The 25,203-nt window shown below is 57.1% G+C and carries 28 protein-coding genes; 11 read left to right on the plus strand and 17 right to left on the minus strand.

Annotated elements, in window-relative coordinates; genetic code table 11:
• Positions 1-200: 200 nt before the first annotated feature.
• On the plus strand, positions 201-1,106 hold the full coding sequence (locus Q0802_RS20345; protein ID WP_298921670.1) for a LysR family transcriptional regulator: 906 nt from the start codon (positions 201-203) through the stop codon (positions 1,104-1,106).
• Positions 1,107-1,182: 76 nt separating this feature from the next.
• Here Q0802_RS20345 and Q0802_RS20350 read toward each other — a convergent pair whose 3' ends face one another.
• The 4 genes from Q0802_RS20350 to Q0802_RS20365 are packed head-to-tail and all read right to left on the minus strand — an operon-like array spanning position 1,183 to position 4,148.
• Positions 1,183-2,130, minus strand: a complete 948-nt coding sequence (locus tag Q0802_RS20350) for an OmpA family protein (RefSeq protein WP_298921671.1) — start codon at positions 2,128-2,130, stop codon at positions 1,183-1,185.
• Complete coding sequence (locus Q0802_RS20355; protein ID WP_298921672.1) at positions 2,127-2,699, minus strand: peroxidase-related enzyme; 573 nt, start codon at positions 2,697-2,699, stop codon at positions 2,127-2,129. The genes Q0802_RS20350 and Q0802_RS20355 overlap by 4 nt, the downstream gene beginning before the upstream one ends.
• 4 nt (positions 2,700-2,703) lie before the next feature.
• Positions 2,704-3,426 carry a GNAT family N-acetyltransferase gene (locus Q0802_RS20360; RefSeq protein WP_298921673.1) on the minus strand — a complete coding sequence of 241 codons (723 nt, stop codon included), beginning with the start codon at positions 3,424-3,426 and terminating at the stop codon, positions 2,704-2,706.
• Positions 3,423-4,148: a molybdopterin-binding protein gene (locus tag Q0802_RS20365; protein WP_298921674.1), complete on the minus strand. Its 726-nt coding sequence runs from the start codon at positions 4,146-4,148 to the stop codon at positions 3,423-3,425. Before Q0802_RS20365 ends, Q0802_RS20360 begins: the two co-directional genes overlap by 4 nt.
• Positions 4,149-4,198: 50 nt before the next feature.
• Between Q0802_RS20365 and sfsA the strand changes: the two genes are divergently transcribed.
• Positions 4,199-4,906 (plus strand): DNA/RNA nuclease SfsA, encoded by a 708-nt coding sequence (gene sfsA, locus Q0802_RS20370; protein WP_298921675.1) that lies wholly within the window; start codon positions 4,199-4,201, stop codon positions 4,904-4,906.
• Between the two features lie 67 nt (positions 4,907-4,973).
• Positions 4,974-5,792: a type I methionyl aminopeptidase gene (gene map / locus Q0802_RS20375; RefSeq protein WP_298921676.1), complete on the plus strand. Its 819-nt coding sequence runs from the start codon at positions 4,974-4,976 to the stop codon at positions 5,790-5,792.
• 188 nt (positions 5,793-5,980) lie between these two features.
• Here map and rsmD read toward each other — a convergent pair whose 3' ends face one another.
• Both rsmD and Q0802_RS20385 read right to left on the minus strand, forming a co-directional pair.
• Entirely contained in the window at positions 5,981-6,538 is a 558-nt protein-coding gene (gene rsmD, locus Q0802_RS20380) for a 16S rRNA (guanine(966)-N(2))-methyltransferase RsmD (RefSeq protein WP_298921677.1), read from the minus strand.
• The gene (locus Q0802_RS20385; RefSeq protein WP_298921678.1) at positions 6,535-7,743 is read right to left on the minus strand and encodes an FAD/NAD(P)-binding oxidoreductase; all 1,209 of its coding nucleotides are present in this window, start codon (positions 7,741-7,743) and stop codon (positions 6,535-6,537) included. The genes rsmD and Q0802_RS20385 overlap by 4 nt, the downstream gene beginning before the upstream one ends.
• 108 nt (positions 7,744-7,851) lie before the next feature.
• Between Q0802_RS20385 and Q0802_RS20390 the strand changes: the two genes are divergently transcribed.
• Positions 7,852-8,340, plus strand: coding sequence for a peroxiredoxin (locus Q0802_RS20390; protein ID WP_298921679.1), 489 nt, complete (start codon positions 7,852-7,854; stop codon positions 8,338-8,340).
• Positions 8,341-8,396: 56 nt separating this feature from the next.
• On the opposite strand, the gene Q0802_RS20395 is transcribed toward Q0802_RS20390, so the two are convergent.
• From Q0802_RS20395 to Q0802_RS20415, 5 genes are read right to left on the minus strand one after another with little or no spacing between them, the layout of a single operon-like run.
• A complete protein-coding gene (locus tag Q0802_RS20395) occupies positions 8,397-9,239 on the minus strand; it encodes a mechanosensitive ion channel domain-containing protein (RefSeq protein ID WP_298921680.1) in 843 nt (280 codons plus the stop codon).
• A gap of 3 nt (positions 9,240-9,242) precedes the next feature.
• On the minus strand, positions 9,243-9,539 hold the full coding sequence (locus tag Q0802_RS20400) for a 4a-hydroxytetrahydrobiopterin dehydratase (protein WP_298921681.1): 297 nt from the start codon (positions 9,537-9,539) through the stop codon (positions 9,243-9,245).
• The gene (locus Q0802_RS20405) at positions 9,536-10,723 is read right to left on the minus strand and encodes a GNAT family N-acetyltransferase (RefSeq protein ID WP_298921682.1); all 1,188 of its coding nucleotides are present in this window, start codon (positions 10,721-10,723) and stop codon (positions 9,536-9,538) included. The genes Q0802_RS20400 and Q0802_RS20405 overlap by 4 nt, the downstream gene beginning before the upstream one ends.
• A gap of 49 nt (positions 10,724-10,772) precedes the next feature.
• The gene (locus Q0802_RS20410) at positions 10,773-11,540 is read right to left on the minus strand and encodes a glycerophosphodiester phosphodiesterase family protein (RefSeq protein ID WP_298921683.1); all 768 of its coding nucleotides are present in this window, start codon (positions 11,538-11,540) and stop codon (positions 10,773-10,775) included.
• Complete coding sequence (locus tag Q0802_RS20415) at positions 11,537-11,995, minus strand: RidA family protein (RefSeq protein ID WP_298921684.1); 459 nt, start codon at positions 11,993-11,995, stop codon at positions 11,537-11,539. Before Q0802_RS20415 ends, Q0802_RS20410 begins: the two co-directional genes overlap by 4 nt.
• A gap of 353 nt (positions 11,996-12,348) precedes the next feature.
• Between Q0802_RS20415 and Q0802_RS20420 the strand changes: the two genes are divergently transcribed.
• Positions 12,349-13,128: a VacJ family lipoprotein gene (locus tag Q0802_RS20420; protein WP_298921685.1), complete on the plus strand. Its 780-nt coding sequence runs from the start codon at positions 12,349-12,351 to the stop codon at positions 13,126-13,128.
• Positions 13,118-13,717 carry a phospholipid-binding protein MlaC gene (locus Q0802_RS20425; protein ID WP_298921686.1) on the plus strand — a complete coding sequence of 200 codons (600 nt, stop codon included), beginning with the start codon at positions 13,118-13,120 and terminating at the stop codon, positions 13,715-13,717. The genes Q0802_RS20420 and Q0802_RS20425 overlap by 11 nt, the downstream gene beginning before the upstream one ends.
• Positions 13,718-13,738: 21 nt before the next feature.
• Here Q0802_RS20425 and Q0802_RS20430 read toward each other — a convergent pair whose 3' ends face one another.
• A complete protein-coding gene (locus Q0802_RS20430; protein WP_298921687.1) occupies positions 13,739-15,949 on the minus strand; it encodes a PBP1A family penicillin-binding protein in 2,211 nt (736 codons plus the stop codon).
• Between the two features lie 256 nt (positions 15,950-16,205).
• On the opposite strand from Q0802_RS20430, the gene Q0802_RS20435 reads away from it, so the two are divergent.
• Complete coding sequence (locus tag Q0802_RS20435; RefSeq protein WP_298921688.1) at positions 16,206-16,544, plus strand: P-II family nitrogen regulator; 339 nt, start codon at positions 16,206-16,208, stop codon at positions 16,542-16,544.
• Between the two features lie 26 nt (positions 16,545-16,570).
• Positions 16,571-17,893 (plus strand): ammonium transporter, encoded by a 1,323-nt coding sequence (locus tag Q0802_RS20440; protein ID WP_298921689.1) that lies wholly within the window; start codon positions 16,571-16,573, stop codon positions 17,891-17,893.
• Between the two features lie 73 nt (positions 17,894-17,966).
• On the opposite strand, the gene Q0802_RS20445 is transcribed toward Q0802_RS20440, so the two are convergent.
• The 3 genes from Q0802_RS20445 to smpB all read right to left on the minus strand — a co-directional run bounded on the left by Q0802_RS20445 (position 17,967) and on the right by smpB (position 20,620).
• The gene (locus tag Q0802_RS20445) at positions 17,967-19,151 is read right to left on the minus strand and encodes an amino acid aminotransferase (protein ID WP_298921691.1); all 1,185 of its coding nucleotides are present in this window, start codon (positions 19,149-19,151) and stop codon (positions 17,967-17,969) included.
• Complete coding sequence (sseA, locus tag Q0802_RS20450; protein ID WP_298921692.1) at positions 19,151-20,005, minus strand: 3-mercaptopyruvate sulfurtransferase; 855 nt, start codon at positions 20,003-20,005, stop codon at positions 19,151-19,153. Before sseA ends, Q0802_RS20445 begins: the two co-directional genes overlap by 1 nt.
• A gap of 126 nt (positions 20,006-20,131) precedes the next feature.
• The gene (gene smpB / locus Q0802_RS20455) at positions 20,132-20,620 is read right to left on the minus strand and encodes an SsrA-binding protein SmpB (RefSeq protein ID WP_298921757.1); all 489 of its coding nucleotides are present in this window, start codon (positions 20,618-20,620) and stop codon (positions 20,132-20,134) included.
• A gap of 137 nt (positions 20,621-20,757) precedes the next feature.
• On the opposite strand from smpB, the gene Q0802_RS20460 reads away from it, so the two are divergent.
• Positions 20,758-21,609, plus strand: a complete 852-nt coding sequence (locus tag Q0802_RS20460; protein WP_298921693.1) for a hypothetical protein — start codon at positions 20,758-20,760, stop codon at positions 21,607-21,609.
• A gap of 6 nt (positions 21,610-21,615) precedes the next feature.
• On the opposite strand, the gene Q0802_RS20465 is transcribed toward Q0802_RS20460, so the two are convergent.
• Entirely contained in the window at positions 21,616-22,434 is an 819-nt protein-coding gene (locus Q0802_RS20465; RefSeq protein WP_298921758.1) for a sulfotransferase family protein, read from the minus strand.
• Between the two features lie 144 nt (positions 22,435-22,578).
• Here Q0802_RS20465 and Q0802_RS20470 point away from each other — a divergent pair, with 144 nt between their 5' ends.
• Both Q0802_RS20470 and Q0802_RS20475 read left to right on the plus strand, forming a co-directional pair.
• Positions 22,579-24,156 carry a DUF5928 domain-containing protein gene (locus Q0802_RS20470; protein ID WP_298921694.1) on the plus strand — a complete coding sequence of 526 codons (1,578 nt, stop codon included), beginning with the start codon at positions 22,579-22,581 and terminating at the stop codon, positions 24,154-24,156.
• A gap of 9 nt (positions 24,157-24,165) precedes the next feature.
• On the plus strand, positions 24,166-24,546 hold the full coding sequence (locus tag Q0802_RS20475) for a histidine triad nucleotide-binding protein (RefSeq protein ID WP_298921695.1): 381 nt from the start codon (positions 24,166-24,168) through the stop codon (positions 24,544-24,546).
• A 4-nt stretch (positions 24,547-24,550) separates the two neighbouring features.
• Here the strand turns inward: Q0802_RS20475 and Q0802_RS20480 are convergent, their stop codons facing one another.
• Positions 24,551-25,201: a DUF1523 family protein gene (locus Q0802_RS20480; RefSeq protein WP_298921696.1), complete on the minus strand. Its 651-nt coding sequence runs from the start codon at positions 25,199-25,201 to the stop codon at positions 24,551-24,553.
• Positions 25,202-25,203: the final 2 nt, after the last annotated feature.

Consider the following 25,203-nt stretch of genomic DNA (forward strand, 5'->3'; position numbering starts at 1 on the left):
ATGCGCAGAAATTCGACGTTCTCAGGCATCCTGATAGGCAGTTCCAGCTCTCCTCGCGGGATGGATCGGACCACGCGGAGCGTTTCCATGCCCAGAACGATCCATGCAAAAACCGCGATACTGTCTCACCTATGCCGCGTTCCTGCCCGATTTGATCTGCATAAAGATCGTCGGAACTGACAGAACATAAGGGGAAGGCAATGGACCGCCTCACAGAAATGGAAGCATTCGCCACGGTTGTAGACCAAGGCGGCTTCACCGATGCGGCCAAAAAGATGGGGATTTCCAAATCCGCTGTCTCGAAACATGTCTCCTCTCTCGAAGCGCGCCTTGGAGCGCGGCTTCTCAACCGGACGACCCGCCGGGTCAGCCCAACGGAAATTGGGCTCGCCTATTATGACCGTGCGCGGCGTGTGTTGAATGACGCGGGCGAAGCCGATGCCTTGGTCACATCCATGCAAAGCGCGCCTTCGGGGCTTTTGCGCATCTCTGTTGCCACGGATTTTGGCGTCAACCACTTGTCTCCTGTCCTCAGTGAATTTTTGTCAGACTTCCCGGACATCACGGTCAACATGGTTTTGAACAACCGCTACGTTGAACTGATCTCGGAAGGTTTCGACATGGCGGTACGTATCGGAGAGTTGGAAGACAGCTCGTTGCGTGCTCGGAAACTGACGGAGACCACGAAACGCATGATCGCCAGCCCAGCCTATTTTGAAAAATATGGCCGGCCCGAAAAAATCGACGATCTGAACAATCACAAGTTGTTGCACTATTCCAACCAGTCTTCCGGGAATGTGTGGAAACTCACTGCGCCCTCAGGGGAAAAACGTCAGGTTCGGACCGCCGGCTGGCTGAGCGTGAATGACGGCCAATCACTTCTGAATGCCGCGATCTCCGGCCTTGGCATCGCTTACCTGCCGAGTTTCCTATATGCGGAAGCCATGGAAAAGGGTCTGATCGAGGACGCGATCCCCGACCTTCCAATGGAAACGCAGGGTATCTATGCGGTCTATCCCCCTGGTCGCTTTACGCAACCCAAGGTCCGCGCCTTTATCGACTTTCTTGTCCACGCCTTTGCAGAAAAGGGCCCCTCGGACTGGTAACCCCATGAACACCCCCTCGGTGACCTTGCCCTCGGTATGTATCCATGCCGGGGGTTTTTTATTTCTGATCAGAGGATTATTCCGTATTTAGCAAGATCGCTTCGACCCGCCGGTTCTCGTTACGACCTTCCGCCGTCCGGTTCGATGCAACCGGAGAGAGATACCCCATCCCTTCGGCGTCCAAGCGATTGGGCGCGATCCCGTATTTCTCAATCAGGTGGGCTCGAACGGCACGGGCGCGCTGACGTGACAGGGTGATGTTGGGCTCCAGCCCACCAACCGTGTCCGTGTGCCCCACCAGAGCAATCCGCAATTCGGCATTGTCAGACAGGATCTCTGCGAGACGGTCCAGGGACGCAAAGGGCCCCGGACCAAGATTTGACGTGCCAGACGTAAAGTCCAGATCACGCAGGATCACATAACCGGTCTCCAGCAAACCGAAGGGCTGATCCGCGGTCGCGGGTTGCGTCGTCGTGAGCGCGTCTCTGGGGGGCTCTCGTTGTTCTGGTACGACGATGTTTCCACCGGCGATGGCCTCGATCACCTGCAGATAAGCTGAATCGGACGTGACGCTTGCCAGTATGGCCACGGCCTCGGTCGGATTGTCACTCGGCCCCTTGAAGGCGGTCAGGTAGCGGTAAGAGCCGATGTTGACGTACATGTTAGGCCCCGGCAGCACCTCAATATTGAAGCGAAAGTCAAAGCCACCGCAGCTGTTCGCGGCACATTCAAATGCAACCGAATATCCTTGGTTCTCAAGCTGAGCGCGCAGTGGTGCCAGCACCTGCAATACGGTGAGCCCTGCCGTGCCAATGCGCCATGCCCGACGGGTTACCGATCCTTCCAGCACCCGAGACGGCACGATCCCATCAGCAAAAGCGCCGATTGGTGCATCAAAGCTGTCAAGACGTGTTGCCCGCTCCACCGTCTGGCGTGCGCCAGCCGGCATCACCACTTCCAACGCGAAAACCACGTTCGCGTTGAAAAGCAAGATGATTGCAAGGGCCGCCCTGAGCCCGGTCATCTGGCCTGCGCGTGATAATCTTCGTTCGGCATCATTGCCGTGGCACTCGCGACGCGGTTGGTCATATTGAAAAACCCCGCGACATTGGCAATGTCCCAAATGTCATGATCCGTAAATCCGACCTGCCGCAAGCCATCCCGGTGGCTTTCCTCGATGGTGGCGCTGGCGGTTGTCATAAGGGCTGCGAAATCCAGCATTGCGCGTTGCCGCGCGTCAAGACTGGCAACTCGGTAATTCATCACAAGTGCTTCGCCAAGTTTCGGATCCCCCGACATTGCCCGAACCGCGGCCCCGTGTGCGACGAGGCAGTAAAAGCACTTGTTGATTGAAGAGACCACAACGGCGATCATTTCTCGTTCCAGTTTGCTGAGACCAGAGGGTGCCAGCATCAGGTTGTTGTAAATGCCTGTAAAGGCGTCCAGCTTTTCGATGTCAAAAGCATAGGCGCGCAGCACGTTGGGGATCATGCCAAGCTTTTCCTGACAGATATCGAAATATGTCTGCGTGGCCTCAGGCAATGGATCGACCATGGGCAGGTTCAGAGCCGTTGGAAGCGTGGGTTCAGCCATGGGATTAAGCTCCTTGCGCGTCTTTCTGTCGGTAATGGTAATCGGACACCACCTCAAAGCCCAGAGAGGAATAGAGCTGATTGGCGGCGGTGTTCGACTTGGTGCAGAGCACGACCATTTCTGCTGCCCCCTGCTTTTGCCCCCAGAAGGCGGCCGCACGCATGACCCATTGCGCGACACCCTGGCGCCTTTGCTCGGGCAGAATCTCAACCGCATGCACCATGCAGATATTGTCATGAACCGCAGCAAATGCAGCCCCTGCGGGTTTTTCATTCCAGCGTGCCAGAATGCCGGTTTTTGTCTTTGCCCGCGCCATCACAGCCAGCCGCGCCGGACCGATGCCGCCTTTGGCCCAGATTTCCTCCATGATCGCCAGCGGTTCCCAGATGCAAAACGCCGTCACACGTGGCAAGGGGATATCCGTCAAACGGTTCAACCGGGATTGAAACACATTCACCGGATCTACGAGATTGTACCCGCTATCCTGCAACATCGCATCCAGTTCCTGATCTTCCGGACGGATCATGAACAAAGCGGTTCGACCGGCATCCAGCATGGCACCTTCAGCAAGTGCTACGTCCCCGCTCTGCACCGGGCCGGTCGCGGTCGCTGCTGAAACACGTTTGCCGCCGCCCTGCCCGTCACGCAGCACAAACGGACCGAGCTGCGTAGATGCCGCGGCAGGCCACGTGGCGTCGACGGCCTCAAAAAGGCGTTGCGCCGTCATTTCGGGAAGCTTGTGGAAAGCTGTTCAATCACCTTGTGAACCAATGCGCCATCTGTCCCACGGATGACCACGTTCGATCCGTATTTGCCATTTTTCTTCTGGAACGGATAGGATCCCATGCTCAACATCGGGTATTCGGCGGCCAATGCACCCAGAGGCCCAGCAATATCACCTTCCCCGCGATCAATCCGCAAGGTTTCGGAAACAAGCGGCGCACCACCCGAAAGGGTTGGCAACAGGCTTTCCACCATCGCCTTGAAAACCGACGGCACCCCGGCCATGACATGCACATTTTCCAGCGTGAAGCCGGGCGCGGAGGACACAGGGTTTTCGATCAGAACCGCATCATCGGGGATACGCGCCATCCGCAGGCGTGCCGCATTCAGTTCGGTCCCGGTTGTTGCATAGTGCTTTTCGAGGATGGCCCGCGCATCATCACGCACGTCGATCTTCTTGTTAAAAGCCGCCGCGATGCAATCAGCCGTGATGTCATCATGTGTGGGGCCGATACCACCGCTGGTAAAGACATTGTCAAAGGCAGCCGCAAGCGCCTGGACGGCGGCAATGATTGCCCCCCTGTCATCACTCACCACCCGCACTTCGCGCAGATCAATCCCCGCCTCGGTCAGCACGCCAGCCAGATGATACATATTGGCATCACGGGTCCGGCCGGACAGAATTTCATCGCCGATCACGAGCATCGCGGCTGTCGGGTTGGGCATGTTGCGGCTCTCCTTGCGTCTAACCTCATGCGAGGTATAGACCTGCCATCATGCGCTTTCAAACCGATCTTGTGCCCGCCCGACTGACCCGTCGATACAAACGTTTTCTGGCCGACTGCGTACTGGAAGGGTCGGGCGCGGAAATCACTGCACATTGCGCCAACCCCGGCTCGATGATGGGCTTGGCCGAACCCGGAACCCGCGTCTGGTTGGAACCCAATGATGATCCGAAGAAAAAGCTGAAATACGGTTGGCGGCTTGTCGATCACGAAAACGGGCATTTCACCGGCGTCGATACGTCGCTGCCCAACAGAGCCCTCAAAGCCGCCCTGACCGCAAAGGCGCTGCCCCCGTTTTCCACCTATGATGTGGTCCGGCCAGAAGTGAAATACGGACAAAAGAGCCGCATAGATTTTCTGTTGTCCAAAGACGGCCTGCCCGATCTTTATCTGGAAGTGAAAAGCGTCACCCTGTCGCGCAGCGCGGGGCTTGCGGAATTTCCCGATAGCGTCACGGCACGGGGGGCCAAACATCTAGAAGAGCTTTCCCAGATGGTCGAACAGGGTCACCGGGCCGCAATGCTTTATCTTGTGCAACGCAGCGATTGCACGCGGTTTGCACTCGCCGAAGACCTCGATCCGACCTACGCAAGCGCCTACGGCGACGCCCGAGCAGCGGGCGTTGAAACTTTCTGCTATAGTGCCAATATCTCTCCCAAAGGCGCCCATTTGGCAGATGCCTTGGAAATTTCGATCTGAGCGCCCTCTGGCACTCGGATGAGTTGCACGTTACAAGCGCGCCGAACAATGACGATGGAGCATTTGCGTGAACGAAGACCTTCGGGGCCGTCACACCAAGGACGGCATACGCATTTACGAAGAGGCGGATTTTGCCGGCATGCATGCCGCCGGTGCGCTGGCTGCGCGCATCCTCGATGATGTGGCGGCCCTTGTGCATGTCGGCCAGACCACCGGCGCCATCGACCGGGCCATCACCGAAATGGTCGAATCCGCAGGCGCGACCTCCGCCACGATCGGCTACAAAGGGTATCAGCACGCCAGTTGCATTTCCGTCAATCACGTGGTGTGCCACGGCATTCCCGGTGACAAGACGCTCAAAGACGGCGACATTCTGAACGTCGATGTGACCGTGATCGTCGATGGCTGGTTTGGCGATACCAGCCGGATGTATGTCGCAGGCAAACTGCCCCGCAAGGCGGAACGGCTCATTCAGGTAACCCATGATGCCCTGATGCTGGGGATCGAAGCGGTCAAACCGGGCAATACCTTCGGCGACATTGGCCACGCGATCCAGTCCTACGCCGAAAGCCACCGCATGTCGGTTGTCCGCGATTTCTGTGGGCATGGGTTGGGGCGCGTCTTCCATGCGCCGCCAAATGTTCTGCACTACGGTCGGCCCGGCACCGGTGCCGTGCTGGAAGAGGGGATGTTCTTCACCATCGAACCCATGGTCAATCTGGGTCGACCCGAGACTAAAACGCTCTCCGACGACTGGACGGCGGTGACGCGCGACAAATCCCTGTCAGCGCAGTTTGAACATTCGATTGGTGTGACCTCCGATGGTGCAGAGATCTTTACCCTGTCACCGGGCGGTTTGTTCCACCCCACCTATTCCGAAGGTTGACCCGCACATTCGGCGTCACGGCGCAGGATATCCAAAAGCAACGTCTCACGACCCCAAGGCTGAACCGCATCGCCAATAAACACCGGCGTGCTTTTTGGTTTGGGCGGCGTGTGGCCCGTTTGATCCGAGGCGCGATATTGCCAAAATGAGGCGAATTGAGCTGCAATCATGGGATACGCATTATCACATCAAAGCGAAGATTTCGACAACAGGGTGATATGAGTGTCACCATATCTGCGCTGGTCCACAAGCGCGAACCCATCCGGTGGCGCCATGGGTTGGGACTCCTCCCAGACGATAAACGCGTCATCGTCCAGCCACCCATTGGCCAAGGCAGCCTCCAGCGCGCCAAGCCCAAGGTTCTTACCATAAGGCGGGTCCAGAAACACCAGATCACAGGGCCGGGCGTCACATATTGGCAAACGTCGCGCATCGCGCGCGAGCAAATGCGTTGCGGATGCGGCCCGGAGCTTCACGATATTTTCCCGGATGAGTTTTTGCGCCGCACGTCCGTCATCGACAAATGTGACGTGGGACGCGCCCCGGGACAACGCCTCTAATCCCAAGGCGCCGGTGCCCGCGAAAAGGTCCAATACGGTAGCACCTGAGATCACATCATGATGGGTCAGCATGCTAAACAGGCTCTCGCGCACGCGGTCCGATGTTGGTCTCAGATGCGCGGACCTGTCCCCTTTGCCAACGCTGGCCAGGGCGGTACCGCGATAGGTCCCGGCGATGATCCTCACGCTTGCAAAAGAGGCTTCAGATCGGCGGTGGCATCTGCAACAATTGCCGGGTCAGCCGATTTTCCCGCCTCAATCAATCGCTTGCCGATCATATAGGCGCGCGGATCGTTCATGGCATCAACCGCCAGCAAACCGCCGTCACGGTAGTACCAGAAGGAGGCGGTTTGCCCGTCGCCGATACGGCTGACCACTTCAGTGTAGCCCGTGTTCAGACCGGCGATCTGGAGTTTCACATCGTATTGATCCGACCAGAACCAGGGTTTGGAGATGTAAGCCTTGCCTGCCCCCATGATGTTTTCCGCAACAACCTCGGCCTGATCAATCGCATTGGGAACGCTTTCAAGACGAATGCGTCCGTCGTGATAAGGAAAGGAGGTGCAATCGCCCGCAGCCCAGACATGAGGAGCGGATGTGCGGCCCATTGCATCCACTTTGATGCCGTTTTCGATGTCCAGACCGGCGGCGTCGGCCAATGCGGTCGCAGGCATGATCCCGACGCCAGCAATCACGAAATCCACCTCCAGTTCTGTGCCGTCACTCAACCGGGCACCGCGCACGGTGCCTTCCCCGATCAGCCGGTCAAGACCTACCCCTTCGAGGATGTTCACACCATGCGATCTGTGGAGTGCTCGAAAGTAATCACTGGTTTGAGGAGCCGCAACACGCTGGAGAATACGATCAGCCATTTCAACCAGCGTCACCTCCAGCCCCAGTTTCGCGGCGACCGAAGCCGCCTCCAGCCCGATATACCCGCCGCCAACGATCAGAATTTTTTTGCGCGCCTGAAAGCGTGGCGCCATCGCGTCCACATCTGCCAGATCACGCACCACAAAAACGCCATCGAGCCCGCCGCCGATACTTGCAGGCAGCTTGCGCGGTACGGACCCGGTGGTCAGTACCAGATCATCATAGTGCAGCGTTTCCGTGCCCAAACGTAGGGATTTGCTAGATAGGTCAATGGCCGTAACCTCCGCATCCGTCCGCAAGGTTATTTGGTTGTCCTGGTAAAAAGCCTCTGGCCGCAAATAGAGACGTTCCAGCGCCATCTCTCCCATCAGGTAGGCTTTTGACAAAGGTGGTCGCTGATAGGGGGGAACGGGTTCAGCCCCGATCAGGGTCACCTCTCCGTCAAAGCCGCCGTTGCGCAATTTGGCAACGCAGGATGATCCTGCCTGCCCCGCACCGATCACGATCACATGACGCATGCCGTCACCCCCTTGCCATTGGAATCCAAACGTTTCAACTGGTCCTACCCGAGGCCGCAACCTATATTCTCGGCAAGGATGAACGCAATCACCAGAAAGGCCTATCACATGACGATTTCGCAAGGCGATCAAATTCCCGACGCAACCCTGGTCGAAATGGGCGCAGATGGGCCAGCGCCTGTGTCCATTGCCGACAAGACCAACGGTCGCAAGGTTGTTATTTTTGCGGTGCCCGGCGCTTATACACCCACCTGCCATTCGGCACATGTGCCAAGTTTTGTGCGCACCAAGGAACAATTTGATGCCAAGGGTGTTGACGAAATCATCTGTGTGTCGGTCAACGACCCCTTTGTCATGAAGTCATGGGGCGAAGCCACCGGGGCCACTGCGGCAGGCATCACCATGCTCGGCGATGCAGATAGCTCTTTCACCAAGGCGCTCGGCATGGAGTTTGATGCCCCACCCGCGGGCCTGTTGGCGCGTTCCAAGCGCTATGCGATGCTGGTTGAGAACGGCAAAGTCACTCTATTTCAGCCAGAGGAAAACCCAGGCGTCTGCGAAGTTTCCGGCGGTGAAGCGCTGCTCGACAACATGTGAAACAAGAATGGCCCGAAACACGGGTTTCGGGCCATTTTCATCCGCTGGCGGGCAATTCAGGAAGCCTGAACGATTGTTGTTGTCGGGAACGGTATATCGATATCGCCTGCGTCCAACGCCTCTTTGACAGCCCGTTTCATATCGGCCTGATAGGCAAAGAACTCTGCAGCATCGACCCAGACCCGCACAAGAAAATCGACCGAGCTCGCACCAAGGTTGTTTACTTGAATAAAGGGTTCCGGATCGGATTTGGAACGCGGATCGGCCATGATCGTGTCCCGAATGATCCGCTCCGCATCGGCCAGATTGACACCGTAGCCCACACCGAATGTCCATTCCGCACGCCGCGTCGGGTTGCTGGAGTAATTGGTGATCACATTTCCCCAGACCTGGGAGTTGGGAATGATCACCTGGACATTGCTGACATCCGCCAGTTCCGTGAAATTCAACGTGATCGCCTTGACCGTCCCCATGGTGCCGCCCACGTCCACGAAATCACCTAGCCGGATCGGACGGAACAGGATCAGCATCACACCGGCGGCAATGTTGGAAAGCGTGCCCTGCAACGCCAGACCAATGGCCAGACCGGCAGCACCGATGATGGCCACAACAGAGGTCGTCTGAACACCGAAAGTGTTGAGCACAAAAAGCAGCGTGAAACCCAGAACCACGTAGCGCACAATCGAGGACAGAAAGTCAAAGAGCATGTCATCAAGATGGGCGTGCTTCAGACCCATCGCTCTGATGCGCCGCTGTAGCCAGGCAGAGAGCATCCAGCCGACAATCAGGATCGCAATGGCCGCCAGGATTGAGCCCACAGTGCTCAGCAGGAAATCCACCGTCAGGAAATCCGCCACGGTTTTACCCTGCCAGATTTCAGTTTGCAGTAACTTCTCCATCATCTACTCCGCGAGGCTGTCCATTTTCCGCGCCAGTTTGGCGTCGAGCGCGCTGATGCCGTTAACATCATGCGTGGTCAACACCACATCGACAGTTTTGTAGACATTGTGCCATTCTGGATGATGGTCCCATTTCTCCGCCCACATGGCGACGCGGGTCATCCAGCCGAAGGCTTCGATGAAATTCCTGAAAGAAAAGGTCTTGGCGATGGCGTCCCGCCCATCAACCATTTCCCATCCGGTCGCAAAAAGCGGCTCCAGAAGCGGGCCCCTTGTCTCATCACTCAATTTTTCTGTCATTCCTGTTCCTCGATCGTTGCCCGTTTGAACGGTCCGTATTCAGTCAGCACCTCAATCTCTTCGTCTATCGCATCGCGCTCGGCTTTCAAGTACTCCCCAATAGCATTGGCAAACCCCGGATCATTGACCCAATGCAGCGACCAGGTAGGCGTGGGCAGATATCCGCGCGCCAGTTTGTGCTCGCCTTGCGCACCGGCTTCGACCCGCGCCAATCCATGGGCGATCGCGATGTCGATGGCCTGATAGTAACAAAGCTCAAAATGCAGGCAGGGATGATGCTCTGAACACCCCCAATATCTGCCGTACAACGTTTGAGCGCCGATAAAGTTCAACGCACCGGCAATCCAACGGCCATTTCGTTCCGCCAGAACCAACGCGATATCGTCCCGCAAACTGTCATGCGCAATGTCGAAGAACTGCCGCGTCAGGTAGGGTGTTCCCCATTTTCGCGCCCCGGTATCCTGATAAAACTGCCAGAAGGCTTCCCAATGCTCTGGTTCAAGCGCGCTGCCGGTGAAAGTCTGAATGGACCCGCCAAAGCTCTGCGCCGTCGCGCGTTCTTTTCGCAGGTTTTTGCGTTTGCGCGAACTCAAGGAGGTCAAAAACGCGTCGAAATCACGATAGCCATGGTTGTGCCAGTGAAATTGCTGGGTCTTGCGCACCATCAGGCCCAGATCCTCGCCGCGCAGCGCTTCCTCTTCGGTGCAAAAAGTCAAATGCAGTGAAGACAACTGGTTGTTTGCCGCAAGCTGCACCCCCCCTTGGACAAGAGCCGCAGTTCCCGTGTCTTCAAACCCCGGACGCACCAGCAGACGTCTGCCCGTGGCTGGTGTATGCGGCACGGCGATCTGCAATTTGGGATAATAGCGTCCGCCCGCCCGCTCATAAGCATGCGCCCAATTGTGATCGAAGATATATTCGCCCTGACTATGGGATTTCACGTACATCGGTGCCACGCCGATCAAATGCCCTTGGGCATAAGCGGTGAGGTATTGCGGCTGCCAGCCGGTGCCGCGCCCGACCGAACCGCTCTCCTCCAGAGCAGACAGAAACCGGTGCGTCGTGAAGGGGTCGTTTGGGCGCGCGCCACCCCGGGCTTCGGGACAGGCACAGGCATCCCAGTCACTGGCGTCTATTTCACGCAGCGACCTCAGTAGATTGATCTCGATTTCCTGTTGCTGCATCACCTGTACTCGTCTCGCCCTGCCTTACCTGTGGCCGCGCTTGCCCGGATCAAGCGGGAAATGGGGCGAGGTACTGCTCAAAAGTGACATTCTGTGCGATCTGACGTGCGCGTTCTTCTTCCTGCGGAGATTTCACGGTCCAGCAGAGAATGGCAGCACCTGCCGCTTTCAGCTCCATCACACGTGGCCGCCGAAGATCCTTGTGATTGTGGCTTATGAAACTGCATCCCGCCGCATCATAATCCGGGATTCCGCGCAGAAAAGCGCAGGTTTCCTCGGGCAACGGCCAATCTTGCACCTGATAGGCATCTGTTACCAAACCCCGCGGGATTTCCGGGCAGAGATCAGCCATGTGCCGCACGGAATTGGGATTGAACGACATCACCGCGATCGGTCCGTCATAGCCCGCAAGATCAGCCGTCACCGCACGTTCCAATGCGCCGACATTTGCGCCCATTTCACCATCCTGATCCTTGATTTCGATCAGCAGGGGGACCTGGCCCGCGACCAGTTCCAGAACCTCGGCCAAGCGGGGAATGGCTTCACTCCCCCCTCTGAGTTCGATTTTCTCAAGAGCACAGGCGGTTTGCACTCTAACCGGACCCGTGGCCATCGCCAGGCGATCCAGATTGTCATCATGAAAAACCATCGCGCTTTCGTCTGCGCTCATCTGAACATCAATCTCGATGCCGTAACCGGCGACAATCGCAGCTCGAATCGCGGCGCGGCTGTTTTCAGGTCTTCCGGCGGTCACGTCATGCAGCGCGCGATGCGCCAGCGGCCGGGTCAGGAATTCTTCGGGCAGCGACACCCTCATTTGATCTCGAATATCCCCTCGATTTCAACGGCAACGCCCATCGGCAAAGACGCGGCAGACACGGCCGACCGGGAATGGCGCCCTGCCGGTCCCAGCGCCTCGACGAGGAAGTCAGATGCACCATTGATCACCTTGGGCTGTTCCGTGAAGTCTGCGGTGGAATTCACAAAGCCCGTGAGCTTCACGACACGCGACAGGCGTTCGATATCACCGTCACACGCGGCCTTGACCTGTGCCAACAGACTGATCGCGCACAGACGCGCCGCTGCCGCGCCGTCGGCGATCTCCATATCCGCGCCCAATTTGCCCGTCACCAACCCATTGGCATCGCTGGAAATTTGCCCTGATACGTAAAGCGTCGATCCGGATTTCACAAAGGGAACATAGTTGGCGGCAGGCGCGGGCGCATCCGGCAAGACAACGCCTAGTTCTGCGAGACGGGAAGCAATACTCATTTCGGGATCCTCTCTTCAATGGCTGGACACAGCCAGGCTCAGCGCCAGCTTTTGCGGAATGGGCGTGCAATGTAAACAGGGTCTTTGTTGACCATCACGTGACAAATGGATGAAAGCTTTACCAGATCGCCAGCGCATTTATGCGCAGGATATTCCAATTGTTCATCACTTCTACGCTTTTCCGCGCATACAAGTATGTGTAAGAAGATTGCTTGGTGGACGTTGTTAGTGATTTCCCGTTATTGTTGCGCTGTCGCTCAACTGCCACATCACGATAATTCCATATCCGGACCCTATGGGCTTCGCAGAAAAAAACCTTACGTACGAGCCAGTCAATTTACAGGATGCTTCTCTTGCCCCGTTTCCCGAAGATCAGCGCTTTCAAGTTGCCCATAATCGCTCTGTCAGCAACGTTGTTGCTGGGTGCCTGCGCGACGACGCAGGATGTCGCATCCAGGTCGGATGGCATCAACGACCCCTATGAGAGGCAGAACCGCAAGGTGCACGCGTTCAACAAGGGGCTGGACAAGAACCTGATCCGCCCGGTTGCGGAAGGGTATGGCGTCGTACCTGTCGAAATCCGCAATACCGTCAATAACTTCTCCGAAAATCTCTCGATGCCCGGCGTCGCGGTCAACAGCCTCTTGCAGGGGGATTTGAAAGGCACAGGATTAGCGACCTTGCGGTTTGCGATGAATACGACGCTCGGTTTGGGCGGCTTTTTCGATCCGGCCTCGGAACTGAATATCCCCGACCATGATACCGACTTTGGCGAAACGCTTGCGGTTTGGGGCGTGCAGGAAGGTGCCTATATCGAATTGCCGCTGTTCGGCCCCTCGACGCAACGCGCAACTGCTGGTCTGGTGGTTGATTTCTTCACCAACCCGCTTACCTACAGCACAATTGACGGCGATGACCGGATCATCCCCCCCACAGCCAGAGGGGCTGCGGCACTTAACGACCGCGAACGCTTTGGCGACAGCATTGATGCGCTGCTCTACGAGAGCGCGGACAGCTATGCCCAGGCGCGCCAGACCTACCTTCAGAATCGTCGCTTCGAACTGGATGAGAACGCAGGCGAAGGCGTCGATCCCTACTCAGCAGACCCTTATGAGGACCCCTATGCCCAATAAACTAAGCAGACGTGCGTTTTTTGTTGGAACGATCGCGGCATCAGTGATGCTGTCCCACCCCGCAGCCGCGTTAACGGAGGCGGCAGCCAGACAGCTGGTAGATACCGTTGTATCCGACGTGGAGCGTGTCGTATCGTCCGGTAAATCTGATACCGCCGTCCTGCGCGAACTGGAATCGCTGTTTGTGCGCTATGCTGACGTCAATATCATGGCCCAATATGCGCTCGGTGCAGACGGACGCTCGGCCTCCGCCTCACAGAAACGGGCATTTTCTGACGCCTTCACGGGCTATATCGCCCGCAAATACGGCAAACAGTTCCGCGATTTTATCGGAGGCCGTGTCGAAGTTCAGGGCACACGTCAGATCAAGGCCGGGTTTGAAGTCAAGACACTGGCTTATCTCAAAGGCGATGGGCCTTTTGATGTGACCTTTCACGTTTCCGACAAATCCGGACGGGACAAGTTTTTCAACATCTATATCGAAGGCGTGAACCTGTTGCTCACGGAACGCACCGAGATTGGCGCGATGTTGGACAAACGCGGCGGCGATATCAACGCGATGATTGCCGATCTGAAAAAAGCCGGCTAACCGTGAATGAGTGACCGGGGTTTACCGGTCGCTTCCACTCACGGTCTCGCGGGGTTTTCTGGCGTTGGTGTTGCCGCCATCGCCAAGGATATCCCGCAGCAGATTATCCAGGAAGCCGCCCACACCACTGCCGCCATTCTGACGACCCGGCGATCGATCACGCGTTTCGCCGGTCTGAGATGGCGACATCATTGGCAAGGGTCGGGCCGGAACACCCTCATGCACACGCGCCATGGTCTCGCGCCATATCTCGGCGGGCAGGCCTGCGCCGGTCACCCCGGTAAGGGGGGTGTTATCGTCATATCCCATCCAGACACCCGCGACATAATCCGCGGAGAAACCCACGAACCAGGCGTCACGCGCCGCCTGTGTTGTGCCCGTCTTGCCTGCAAGCTGACGACCGCCAAACTGCGCGCGCTGGCCGGTTCCTTGTGAGACAACTTTCTCCATCATGTAGATGAGTTGCCGCGCTGCCTCTTCCTGAACGACACGTTCCCCGATACCGCCACCGGTGCCCATCAGCGGTTCGGAATCCCCCATGAGCCTCAACTCCACAAGACCGTAAGGAATGACCGAAGAGCCACCGTTGAGAATGCCCGCATAAGCCCCCGTCATTTCGATCAAGGTGCTCTCGGAAGCCCCCAAGGCCAGGGCAGGACCCGCAGCCAGATCACTTTGCAACCCAAAATCACTGGCCACTTGCCGTACAAGGTCGCGCCCAACAAATTCTGATACTTTCACTGCCGGAATGTTCAGACTGTCCTGCAAGGCCTGCGTCAGAGAGACCTTGCCATAGTTTCGTCTGGTATAGTTTTCCGGGCACCACTGACCGGATCCCGGAATGTTCTGGCAATAAGGCTCATCAACAACCGTATCGTTGGGTGAATAGCCCAGATCCAAAGCCGCGGCATAGACAAACGGCTTGAAAGCCGAGCCGGTTTGCCGTTTCGCCTGAACCGCGCGATTGAACGCCCCGGCCACTTTGGTCTTGCGCCCGCCCACCATGGCCCGCACCGCCCCATCAGCGGACATCACCACGATGGCAGCCTGTGCCTTACTGCCCGCGCGCACCTTGTTTTCGAAAACCCATTGCATCGCATCATCCGCCGCGCGTTGAATGCGTTGGTCCATAGTCGTTTTAATGACAACATCTTCGGTGGTCTTGCGGGTAAAGAACTCCGGCCCCGAGGACATCACCCAATCCGCGAAATAACCGCCCGCACGCGCCTCCGCCGCCGCCGAAAGCTGAGCGGGGTTGTTTTGCGCGGCACGCGCCTCGGTTTGCGTGAGATATCCCTGCTCTTCCATCAACCGCACAATCGTGGCGGCCCTGTTCTGCGAACGGGTCAGGTCATTTGTGGGCGCAAACCGCGTCGGTGCCACCAGAAGCCCCGCCAGCATGGCCGCCTCTGCCGGGGTGATATTGGCGGCGGATTTGCCGAAATACCGTTGGCTCGCCGCCTCAAAACCACGCGCACCCGCGCCCAGGAAAGCGCGGTTCATGTAGATGGTAAGAATTTCATCCTTGGAGTACTTCGCCTCCATCGCCAGCGCGTAGATCGCCTCAGAGGCTTTGCGCTTGATCGTGCCGCGCCGACACTCCGTTTCATATTCCGCCTCGGACTGCGTTTCGGGATCGAAAGGCACCCCCAGACACAACAGTTTCGCCACCTGCTGCGTGATGGTGGAGCCGCCATGACCGGACAAGGGGCCGCGCCCCTCGCTGAGGTTGATGCGGACGGCACTTGCGATGCCGCGCGGGCTGACCCCAAAGTGACGATAGAAACGTTTGTCCTCGGTCGCGATAATGGCGTGGCGCAGATGCGGCGAGACCGTCTTGGTGGTGACCACGCCGCCAAACTGATCCCCGCGCCAGGCAAAGACTTTGCCTTCATTATCCAGCAGTGTCACCGATCCGCGAGCGCGGCCGTCCAGCAACTCAGAGACGTCCGGCAAAGTGGTATAGTAATATCCAACCATCAGCGCGAGCGCCAAGCATGCAACCGCGCCAACCCGCCAGACAACGCGCCAAATCAGCCGCAAGACCCATCCAACCAACCGTTGGACAAAACCGACGATGCCGCCCCGCCGTTTTGCGCGGGTGGCCTTGCGCCTGGTGGTCCTGCGCGGTTTTGCTTTGGTTTTGGGCGTCGCTTTGCGCGCTTTGGGTTTTGTTGCCCCATAGCGTTTGTCCGCGACCAGGGGACGCTTCCGCTTACGTGAATCACTCATGAAGAACCTGCCCGGCCCATTGTTGTTTTGCCCAGCTTAACCCGAACGCGCGGGATTGTTGAGGCGGTCCGCACCCCAAATGAGATGAAATTTCTGCATAAAGATTCAGCAAAATAGGCTGTCCGATCAAAAATTAGGCAAAAACATCCAAAATCATTACCGGATTCTCCTCGAAACCTTCCCTCTACGTCATTTGCTGAAGTTTTCTGCACCTGCAAACACAGCAGATGTTTCTGCCAAACCAAGGGGACACGAGGTGAAACTCATCATTGCAACAATCAAGCCATTCAAGTTGGAGGAGGTCCGCGAGGCTCTGACCGATGCCGGGGTGCGCGGCATGATGGTGACCGAGATCAAAGGCTTCGGCTCTCAATCCGGACACACGGAAATCTACCGCGGCGCGGAATACGCGGTGAATTTCGTACCCAAAGTCAAAATCGAAATTGTGGTTTCCGACACCGCCGTGGAGGAGGTCGTCGAAACAATCACCAAAACCGCACATACCGGCAAGATCGGCGACGGCAAGATATTCGTGCTCAGCGTCGATCAGGCCGTCCGCGTCCGCACCGGCGAAACCAACGAAGACGCGCTCTGAAGCTGCGCACAACGGGGATACTCTCTATGACCTATCTGAAAAAAATCTCACCTGCCGCGCTGCTGATCGCTTTGCCTTCTCTGGGGCTGGCTCAGGACGCGGATACCACGCCGACCATGGAAGACATCGGGTTCATCTTCACAACCTTCATGTTCCTTGTGGCAGGCTTTCTGGTGTTCTTCATGGCCGCCGGGTTCGCCATGCTCGAAGCGGGGCTTGTACGGGGCAAGAACGTCACCATGCAATTGACCAAGAACATGGCGCTTTTTGGCCTGGCTTCGATCTTCTATTACATTCTGGGGTACAATCTGATGTACCCCGGCGATGGCTGGTCCATCGACGGCATTCTGGGTGCCTTTGCCGTGACCGGGCTGGAGCCTGTTGGTCTGGAAGGCGCCGAGCCGGACCTCACCTATGCCTCCGTCGGCTCTGATTTCTTCTTCCAGTTGATGTTCTGTGCGGCGACCGCCTCCATCGTGTCGGGCGCGCTGGCCGAGCGGATCAAGCTCTGGCCGTTTCTGGTCTTTGTGATCATCCTGACAGCCGTCATCTACCCGGTTCAGGCAAGCTGGAAATGGGGTGGTGGTTTCCTTGACGGCATGGGCTTTCAGGATTTTGCCGGGTCCACAGTGGTCCACTCCGTTGGCGGCTGGGCAGCTCTCGCAGGCGCGCTAATCCTTGGCCCGCGTATCGGCAAATACAAGGATGGTCGTGTGCACCCGATGCCGGGTTCCAACCTCGCGCTTGCGACACTGGGGACATTCATCCTGTGGCTGGGCTGGTTCGGTTTCAACGGCGGTTCGCAGCTTTATATGGATACCGCTGGCAACGTGGCCGACATCAGCCGCATCTTTGCCAACACCAATACGGCCGCTGCCGCCGGTGCTGTGACCGCGCTGATCCTGACCCAGTTGCTTTACAAAAAGCCTGACCTGACGATGATCCTGAACGGCGCGCTGGCTGGTCTGGTCTCCATCACTGCCGAGCCGCTTGCACCCTCGCTGGTCGGCTCAACGCTGATCGGTGCTGTTGGCGGAGCAATTGTGGTCTTTGCAGTCCCAATGCTCGACAAGTTCAAGATCGACGATGTCGTCGGCGCGATCCCTGTACACCTCTTTGCCGGTATCTGGGGCACGATCGCCGTAGTCTTCTCCAACGATGCTGCAACTTTGGGCGTGCAACTTTACTCGATCGTGGTCGTCGGGGTGTTCACCTTTGTCGCCTCCGCCGTGGTCTGGGTGATCCTCAAATCGACCATGGGTATCCGCGTCAGCGAAGAGGCCGAGATCAGCGGCCTCGACACCACCGAGCTTGGGATGGAAGCTTACCCTGAGTTCTCAAGAGGCTGACAGATTTGAACAAAAACAAACCCGGGCGGAAACGCCCGGGTTTTTTGCTGTCACATGGGTTTGAGAAAACCCTTCAGATGCCCGATGCGATGATCGCTTCCGCGAGGATTGGAACGGTTTCCGCATTCAGACCCGCGATATTCATCCGGCTGTCAGAGACCATATAGATCCCGTGCTTCGCCCGCATTTCCTCAACCTTTTCAGCTGTCGTGCCAAGGCGCGAAAACATCCCGCGGTGCTGCGCCAGAAACCCAAAACGATCCGACCCGGAAAGCCGTTGCAATTCACCGGCCAACTGACTGCGCAGTCCCAGCATGCTGTTACGGACCTCTTCCAGTTCCGCCATCCAATCGGCGCGCAGGGCGTCATCGTTCAGGATCATGGTGACCAGACGCGCGCCATGATCCGGCGGGAAGGAGAAATTCTGACGGTTCAGAAACGCCAATGTGTCCTGATGCAATTTACGTGCGTCGGCATTCTGGCTGATGGCCATCAAAAGACCCGTCCGTTCCCGGTAGATGCCGAAGTTCTTGGAACAACTGGCGGCGACCAGCGCTTCGGGCACCGAAGAGACCACAAGACGGGTTGCCTGCGCGTCCTCCTCCAGACCGTCCCCGAAACCCTGATAGGCGATGTCGATCATCGGCACGGCACCCGTTTCCACCAGCACCTCCACCACAGCCTGCCATTCGGTCATGTTGAGGTTGGCCCCCGTCGGGTTGTGGCAACAGCCGTGCAGCAGCACCACATCGCCCGCCTTTGCCTGACGGATGTCGGCAATCATGCCGTCAAAATCGACACCGCGCGTCTCGTCGTCGAAGTAGCGATAGGGCACCATTTCGATGCCCACATAGTTCAGGATGGAAATATGGTTCGGCCACGTCGGATTGGACACAAACACCCGCGCATCGGGACGCGCCATCTTGATCAGCTCAAACGCCTGCCGTACCGCACCGGTACCACCGGGTGTCGCCACGGCGGCAACGGTATCGCGCGCAACGGCATCCGCCAGCACCAGCCTCATCATCGCATCGGCAAACGCGGGGTCCCCCGCGAGGCCGGTGTAGACCTTTGTATCCTGTTCTTCCCACAGCTTGTGCTCGGCAGATTTAATCGCCCGCATGACCGGCGTCAGCCCTGTGGCATCCTTATAGACGCCAACCCCAAGATCAATCTTGGCGACGCGTGGGTCGTCCTTGTACATCTGCATTAGTGCAAGAATGCTGTCGGCGGGGCGGGTTTTGAGGGTCTCGAACATCAGGCGTCTCCAGTGGCGACAGGTACGGTTGGGAACATCCCCCATTCGGCCCAGGAGCCGTCGTAAAGGGACCAATGCGAATGCCCCATGCGCTCAAGTGCCAGCGCCAGAATGGCAGCTGTGATACCTGATCCGCAGGAGGTGATAATCGGTTTGGACAAATCGACGCCCGCGGCTTCAAAGATTGCACGGCAGGCTTCGGGCGATTTCATCGTCTTGTCGGCGTTGAGCAGTTCAGTGAAAGGCACATTGCGTGCTCCGGGAATGTGGCCTGCGCGCAGCCCTTCACGGGGTTCCGGCGCCTCCCCCCGGAAACGCACTGCCGCGCGCGCGTCAACGATCTCATGATCTTCGAGTTTGGAGGCCGCTGACACCTGCGTGACATCACGCACCAGATGGTTCTGCACCCGTACGGTCATATGGCGGTCCCGAATGATCGGCGGCATGTCTTCCAACGCGTGCCCCGCCGCCTGCCACTTCGGCAAACCACCGTCCAGCACAGCCACATTTTCCTGCCCCATCAGGCGAAACAGCCACCACACGCGGGCGGCCGACAGCAGACCCGCACCATCGTAGACAACAACCTGATGACCGTCGCCCACACCCATTGCGCGCATGCGGGACATGAATTTTTCGACCGGTGGCGCCATATGGGGCAGATCAGATCTGTGATCCGATATCTCGTCTATGTCGAAAAAACGAGCCCCGGGGATATGCGCCGCGTCATACTCCGCTTTGGCATCGCGTCCCATCTCGGGCAGATACCATGAGGCATCAAGAATACGCAGATCGGGATCCTTGAGATGTTGCGCCAGCCAGTCGGTCGAGACCAGTGTTTTCGGATCATCGGACATGAGATTCCCCCTGCGATCAAAAATCGCCTCTGGGTAACGCTCACGGGGTGCGGTGGCAAGTCTGCTTGGCGTGTTGAAGCTCCGAAGGGTGCGTTGCCTGCACCTTCAATGCCTGGCCTCCCAAGCTTAGCCGTGATCCTTCATCAGGCGCGATTTCTGGCGCGACCAGTCACGCTTTGCCGCCGTTTCGCGCTTGTCATGCAGTTTTTTGCCCTTGGCCACACCAATTTTGATCTTCGCCATACCACGATGGTTGAAATACAGCACCAACGGCACCAGCGTCATACCCTTGCGCTGTGTCGCGTTCCACAGGTCTGAAAGCTGCTTGCGAGACACCAGAAGCTTTCGGCGGCGGCGTTCATCATGCTGAAAGGTTTTCGCCTGTTTGTAAGGCGCGATGTAGCTGTTCACGAGCCACAGTTCACCTTCTTCGACCGCCGCATAGCTTTCGGCGATGTTGGCGCCGCCTATCCGCAGGGATTTGACCTCCGACCCTTCCAGAATGATCCCGCACTCAATATCCTCTTCAATCGCATAATCAAAACGCGCCCGCCGGTTTTCGGCGACGACCTTATAATTGGGATCGGACTTTGATGCTGATTTAACCTGAGCCATGGGCGCAGATGTAGGGCCAGTCGGCACCCGGCGCAAGACGACTTGGGACACAGACCGGTTGCAAATTCCTTGCCGGAATAGGCTCGAAGCGAAATTTGGTGTATAAACAGCTTTGCTGCACCCGATCCGGAGGCCCCATGTTCAACCCTACCGCCACGCTGGCCTCGTCCTTCGGTGACCATCTGTCGGAAACTTTCCTGCAGTATTTCTCCGGTCGTGACCCGGAATATGCCGCCTATATCAATGGCTGTGCCAAGATGGTTCTGGAACGTCTCGCCAATTCAGACGCGCTCTATCACAATGCCGAACACACCATGATGGTGACGCTTGTAGGTCAGCAGATCATGCGGGGGCGGCTGGTCACCGAGGCGATACAGCCGCGCGACTGGCTGCACTACATCATTTCGTTGCTGGTTCATGATATCGGCTATCTGCGGGACATCTGCGAAGGGGATCATGACAACGAGATCGTTATTGATCCTTCGGGCAAGACAATCACGCCCCCGCGCGGAGCCTCTGATGCTTTTCTGGCCCCCTATCATGTGGAACGCGGCATGATGTACGCGCGTCGGCGGTTTGGCGATTCAGACTTCATCGACGAAGAACGCATTGCGCAAGCCATTGACTACACACGCTTTCCGGTGCCCCAGGACGACCATTATCATTCGATCGCCAGCGAGCCTGCCTTGGTGCGCGCCGCGGATCTGATCGGCCAAATGGCCGATCCCTTCTATCACCGGAAAATCGGCGCGCTTTATCTGGAGTTTGAAGAAACCGGGATGGCCGAGCAGCTTGGTTATCACAGCGCGGTCGATCTGATGGAAAAATTCCCGGATTTCTTCTGGTCTAGGGTGCAGCCACTGATCGGCCCGGCGCTGAGCCATCTGGAACAGACCATGGAAGGCAAACAATGGGTGGCGCAGCTATATAACCATATTTTCCAGGTCGATCATCGCACCAGCATGCTGGGTCCGTTCAACGGCGCCTAGGCGGGGTCAATCCCCCAGTTTCGCATGCACTTCATCCAGATCAATTTCGCCCACCGGCATCTTGTTCCCGGGATTTTCAAAATCGTATTTGAAGAGCTGAAAATCACGTTTGTAAATTTCATAAACCAGATGCATGGATAAATCATCGAAGTAATCCTCGACGGCATGCGCACGCTTGGGCCCATGCCCTTCGCTTTCATTGAACCGGGGCACGTCCTTGAGGGAAATCGGGTGCGGGGTCTCGATCGCGTTCAGAACATCCTGCATCCCGTCGTTGAAAGCTTCAGTCCAGACAATCTTGTCATAGGTTCCCCCATTCACAATGAAGGTGCTGACGTGGCCGGACATGGCGGACCAATGGATATCCGGATCCATGGGTTTGCGAAAACGGATTGTGTCGCGCGCAAAAAGCAAAAACCGGCGGAAGGCGGCAATCTGATCAAAATCACCCTGACCATCCTCGCCACCGACGTCGATCCCATATCTTTGCGCAAGCTGCGGAACCAGGTTGCCGCGATACCGTTTCCCATTGCGCTGAATGCCGCAGATTTTGTCAAAAAAGGAACTCAGGATACGCGTGTAGGGGTTGCGCACACAGGTAAACGCATAAGAACGGTGCTGCTGGACATTATGAGTTATCGGTTCCTGACTGTCGTCCAGCGCCCATTTATGCAGTCCCTCTTTAGCGTCATGGATGTCACCGTCGAAGTAGGCTCCGTGATCGGAATAAAACATGATCTGCCCGATCGTTGAGCAGGCACATTTCGGCACCACACGGTAAACCATGCTTTCACTTGTCGTCATCCAGGTTCCGGGGAAACCCATACCAGCCAACTCCTGCGCGCCGCGCTGCATCGCGGTCATGAATCCTGCCTGTTTTGAAAAAAGCAAATAATTGCGGTTTATTCAATGTGCCTTCATGCTTATCAACGTATAGAGTGGCAGAAATAAGAGCAGATCCGACAACCCGTGGCAAAGATCGCCTTCATCCTTTTGTGCCATAAAGACCCCGATGCTATCATTCGGCAAGCGGAACGTCTGACTGCGGCCGGCGATTACATGGCCATTCATTTCGATGCCCGTGCCGATCCAGATCACTATGAAAAAATTCGAAAAGCTCTGAACGGTAACGCCAACGTCACTTTCGCCAAACGCCGTGTGAAGTGTGGCTGGGGTGAATGGTCTCTTGTTCAGGCGACATTGAACGCGGTGCAGGCCGCCGTGGATGCCTATCCGCGTGCTACGCATTTCTACATGTTGTCTGGCGATTGCATGGCCATCAAATCCGCCGAGTACACCCATCATTTCCTTGATGAAAACGACGCGGATTTCATCGAGAATTTTGACTATTTCGAAAGCGACTGGATCAAGACCGGTATGAAAGAAGAGCGGTTGATTTACCGCCACTTTTTCAACGAACGAAAGCACAAACGCGCCTTTTACGCGTCGATGGAAATTCAGCGACGTCTCAAGCTTGCCCGCAAGTTACCTGAAGATATCCAGCTGCGGATTGGCAGCCAGTGGTGGTGCCTGCGTCGCGAAACCATTGAGAAAGTGCTCGAATTCGCGCGCGACCGGCGCGATGTGATGCGGTTTTTTTCGACCACCTGGATTCCGGACGAGACGTTTTTTCAGACCATCGTCCCGCACCTAGTGCCAGAGCCCGAGATTCGCAGCCGCACCCTGACTTTCCTGATGTTCACCGATTACGGGATGCCGGTGACCTTTTACAACGATCACTACGACATGCTGATCAGTCAGGATTATCTCTTTACCCGCAAGATCAGCCCCGAGGCGCAGGATCTCAAACGCAGACTGGGCCTGCTTTATGCCGCCACCGGTGTCAATTTCCAGATCTCCGGCGAGGGGCCGAGCCTTTTTAAGTTCCTCACCGGGCGCGGTCGTGTCGGACGGCGGTTTGCCACCCGGTTTTGGGAAACGGAATCGACGTTGGGGCGCGAACGCGAATTGCTGGTCGTGGTGTGCAAGAAATGGCACGTTGCCAAACGCGTCCTGGAACGCATCCGGCAAACGACCAATGTCCCCGCGGTCGAATATCTCTTCAATGAAGAGGACACATATCTGCCCGATCTGGGGGGCATACAGACGTCTCTTGAAAAACGGACCCGTCACCGGCGCGCACTGATGCGAATGCTTTTCGATTATTTTGAGACGGACAAGATGATCGTTTGTATGGACCCGACCAACATCGAATTGCTGCAGGATTTTGCCGCCGACAGATCGGTAACCCGTCTTTTGGAAATTGAATGCAGTTTTACCGATGATTACCTGATTGGTCACGCGATGCGGGTTGGCCTGGCGGGGGAACAGACCTCCCCTGAAACGCTCGAACGTCTGCTACCGACCATTCGGAACGATATGATATTCGAAAGTGATCGCATTCGGGACGCCGAATTCAAAAACTATAGCAGGATACGAGAAACCGGCGATCTGGAAGACAACACACAGGCGCTGGCCCAGTTCTTGTCAATCTCCACCGATGCTGCGCGCGATATCGCCAGCAGCCCCCATCTTTTTGCCGACTAAGGACCCGCCATGAGCTACGCCTACGATGATCAGAACATTTTTGCGAAAATCCTGCGGGGCGAAATTCCAAACAACACCGTTCTGGAAACGGATCACACTCTTGCCTTTCGGGATCTTTATCCGCAGGCACCGACCCATGTGCTGGTCATCCCCAAAGGGTCTTACGTCAGCTTTGATCACTTTGCTTCCGAAGCATCCGAGGCGGAGATCGTCGATTACACTCGCGCCATTGCCGAAGTTTGCCGGATGGAAGGCGTGTCACTTACAGCAGGTGACGGGTTCCGCATGATCTCCAACGCGGGCGCGGATGGCGTGCAGGAAGTTCCGCATCTGCACGTTCATATCCTAGGCGGGCGTCCGATGGGGCGCATGGTCGCGAAGGCGGATTAGCCTGTTAGTAACCGCGCCTTTTAGCCGCCCACCACTTACGGAACCGGCTGCGCTTTTCGGCCATGTTGTCTTCTGCCGCTTCCCAGCTGTCCTGAATTTCTTCCAGCTTCGGATCAATCCGCTTTTGCCGGAAACGCCGCCAGCGCACCCAAATTGCGTAGATGACCGCCGCAAAGAACGCCAGGATCAGCGTATTCAACCATGGAAGCGGCTTGCTGGCCTCGGGGCCCGCCACAGGCCATACGGCAATGGCATTTGGAAATATGGAAAAGAACTCGTTGCGCCAACCGTAGTGGCGTATTGCAACATATTGCGGTTCGGCGGCGGTCGATTTGGCGTCTGCCGCCTCCGCCTGCAGGTTCGACGTGTCAAACTTGAAATAGGGGGGCCAGCCCCAACCGGTGTCCTCATTGCGGTAGACCATCACGCTGTTGTCAACGCGACGCGTCTGGATAAAGAAAACATCCCGGCTGGTAGCGTTCGGATCGGAGCCCGCATCCGCCTGGGCCCAGAAGAGCCGGTTCTCGCCCGGATCAATGCGTTTTTCATAGGTGTCCGTCACCCGGACGATATCAACCTGCGGCAACGTGTAGTGAAAAGCGGATGCAACCAGAGTCCAGAAAACAACAATGAAGCCCCATTTGACGTAGAACATAA

Origin of the sequence: uncultured Roseobacter sp. (assembly GCF_947495275.1) — a bacterium.
Classification (GTDB): domain Bacteria; phylum Pseudomonadota; class Alphaproteobacteria; order Rhodobacterales; family Rhodobacteraceae; genus Roseobacter.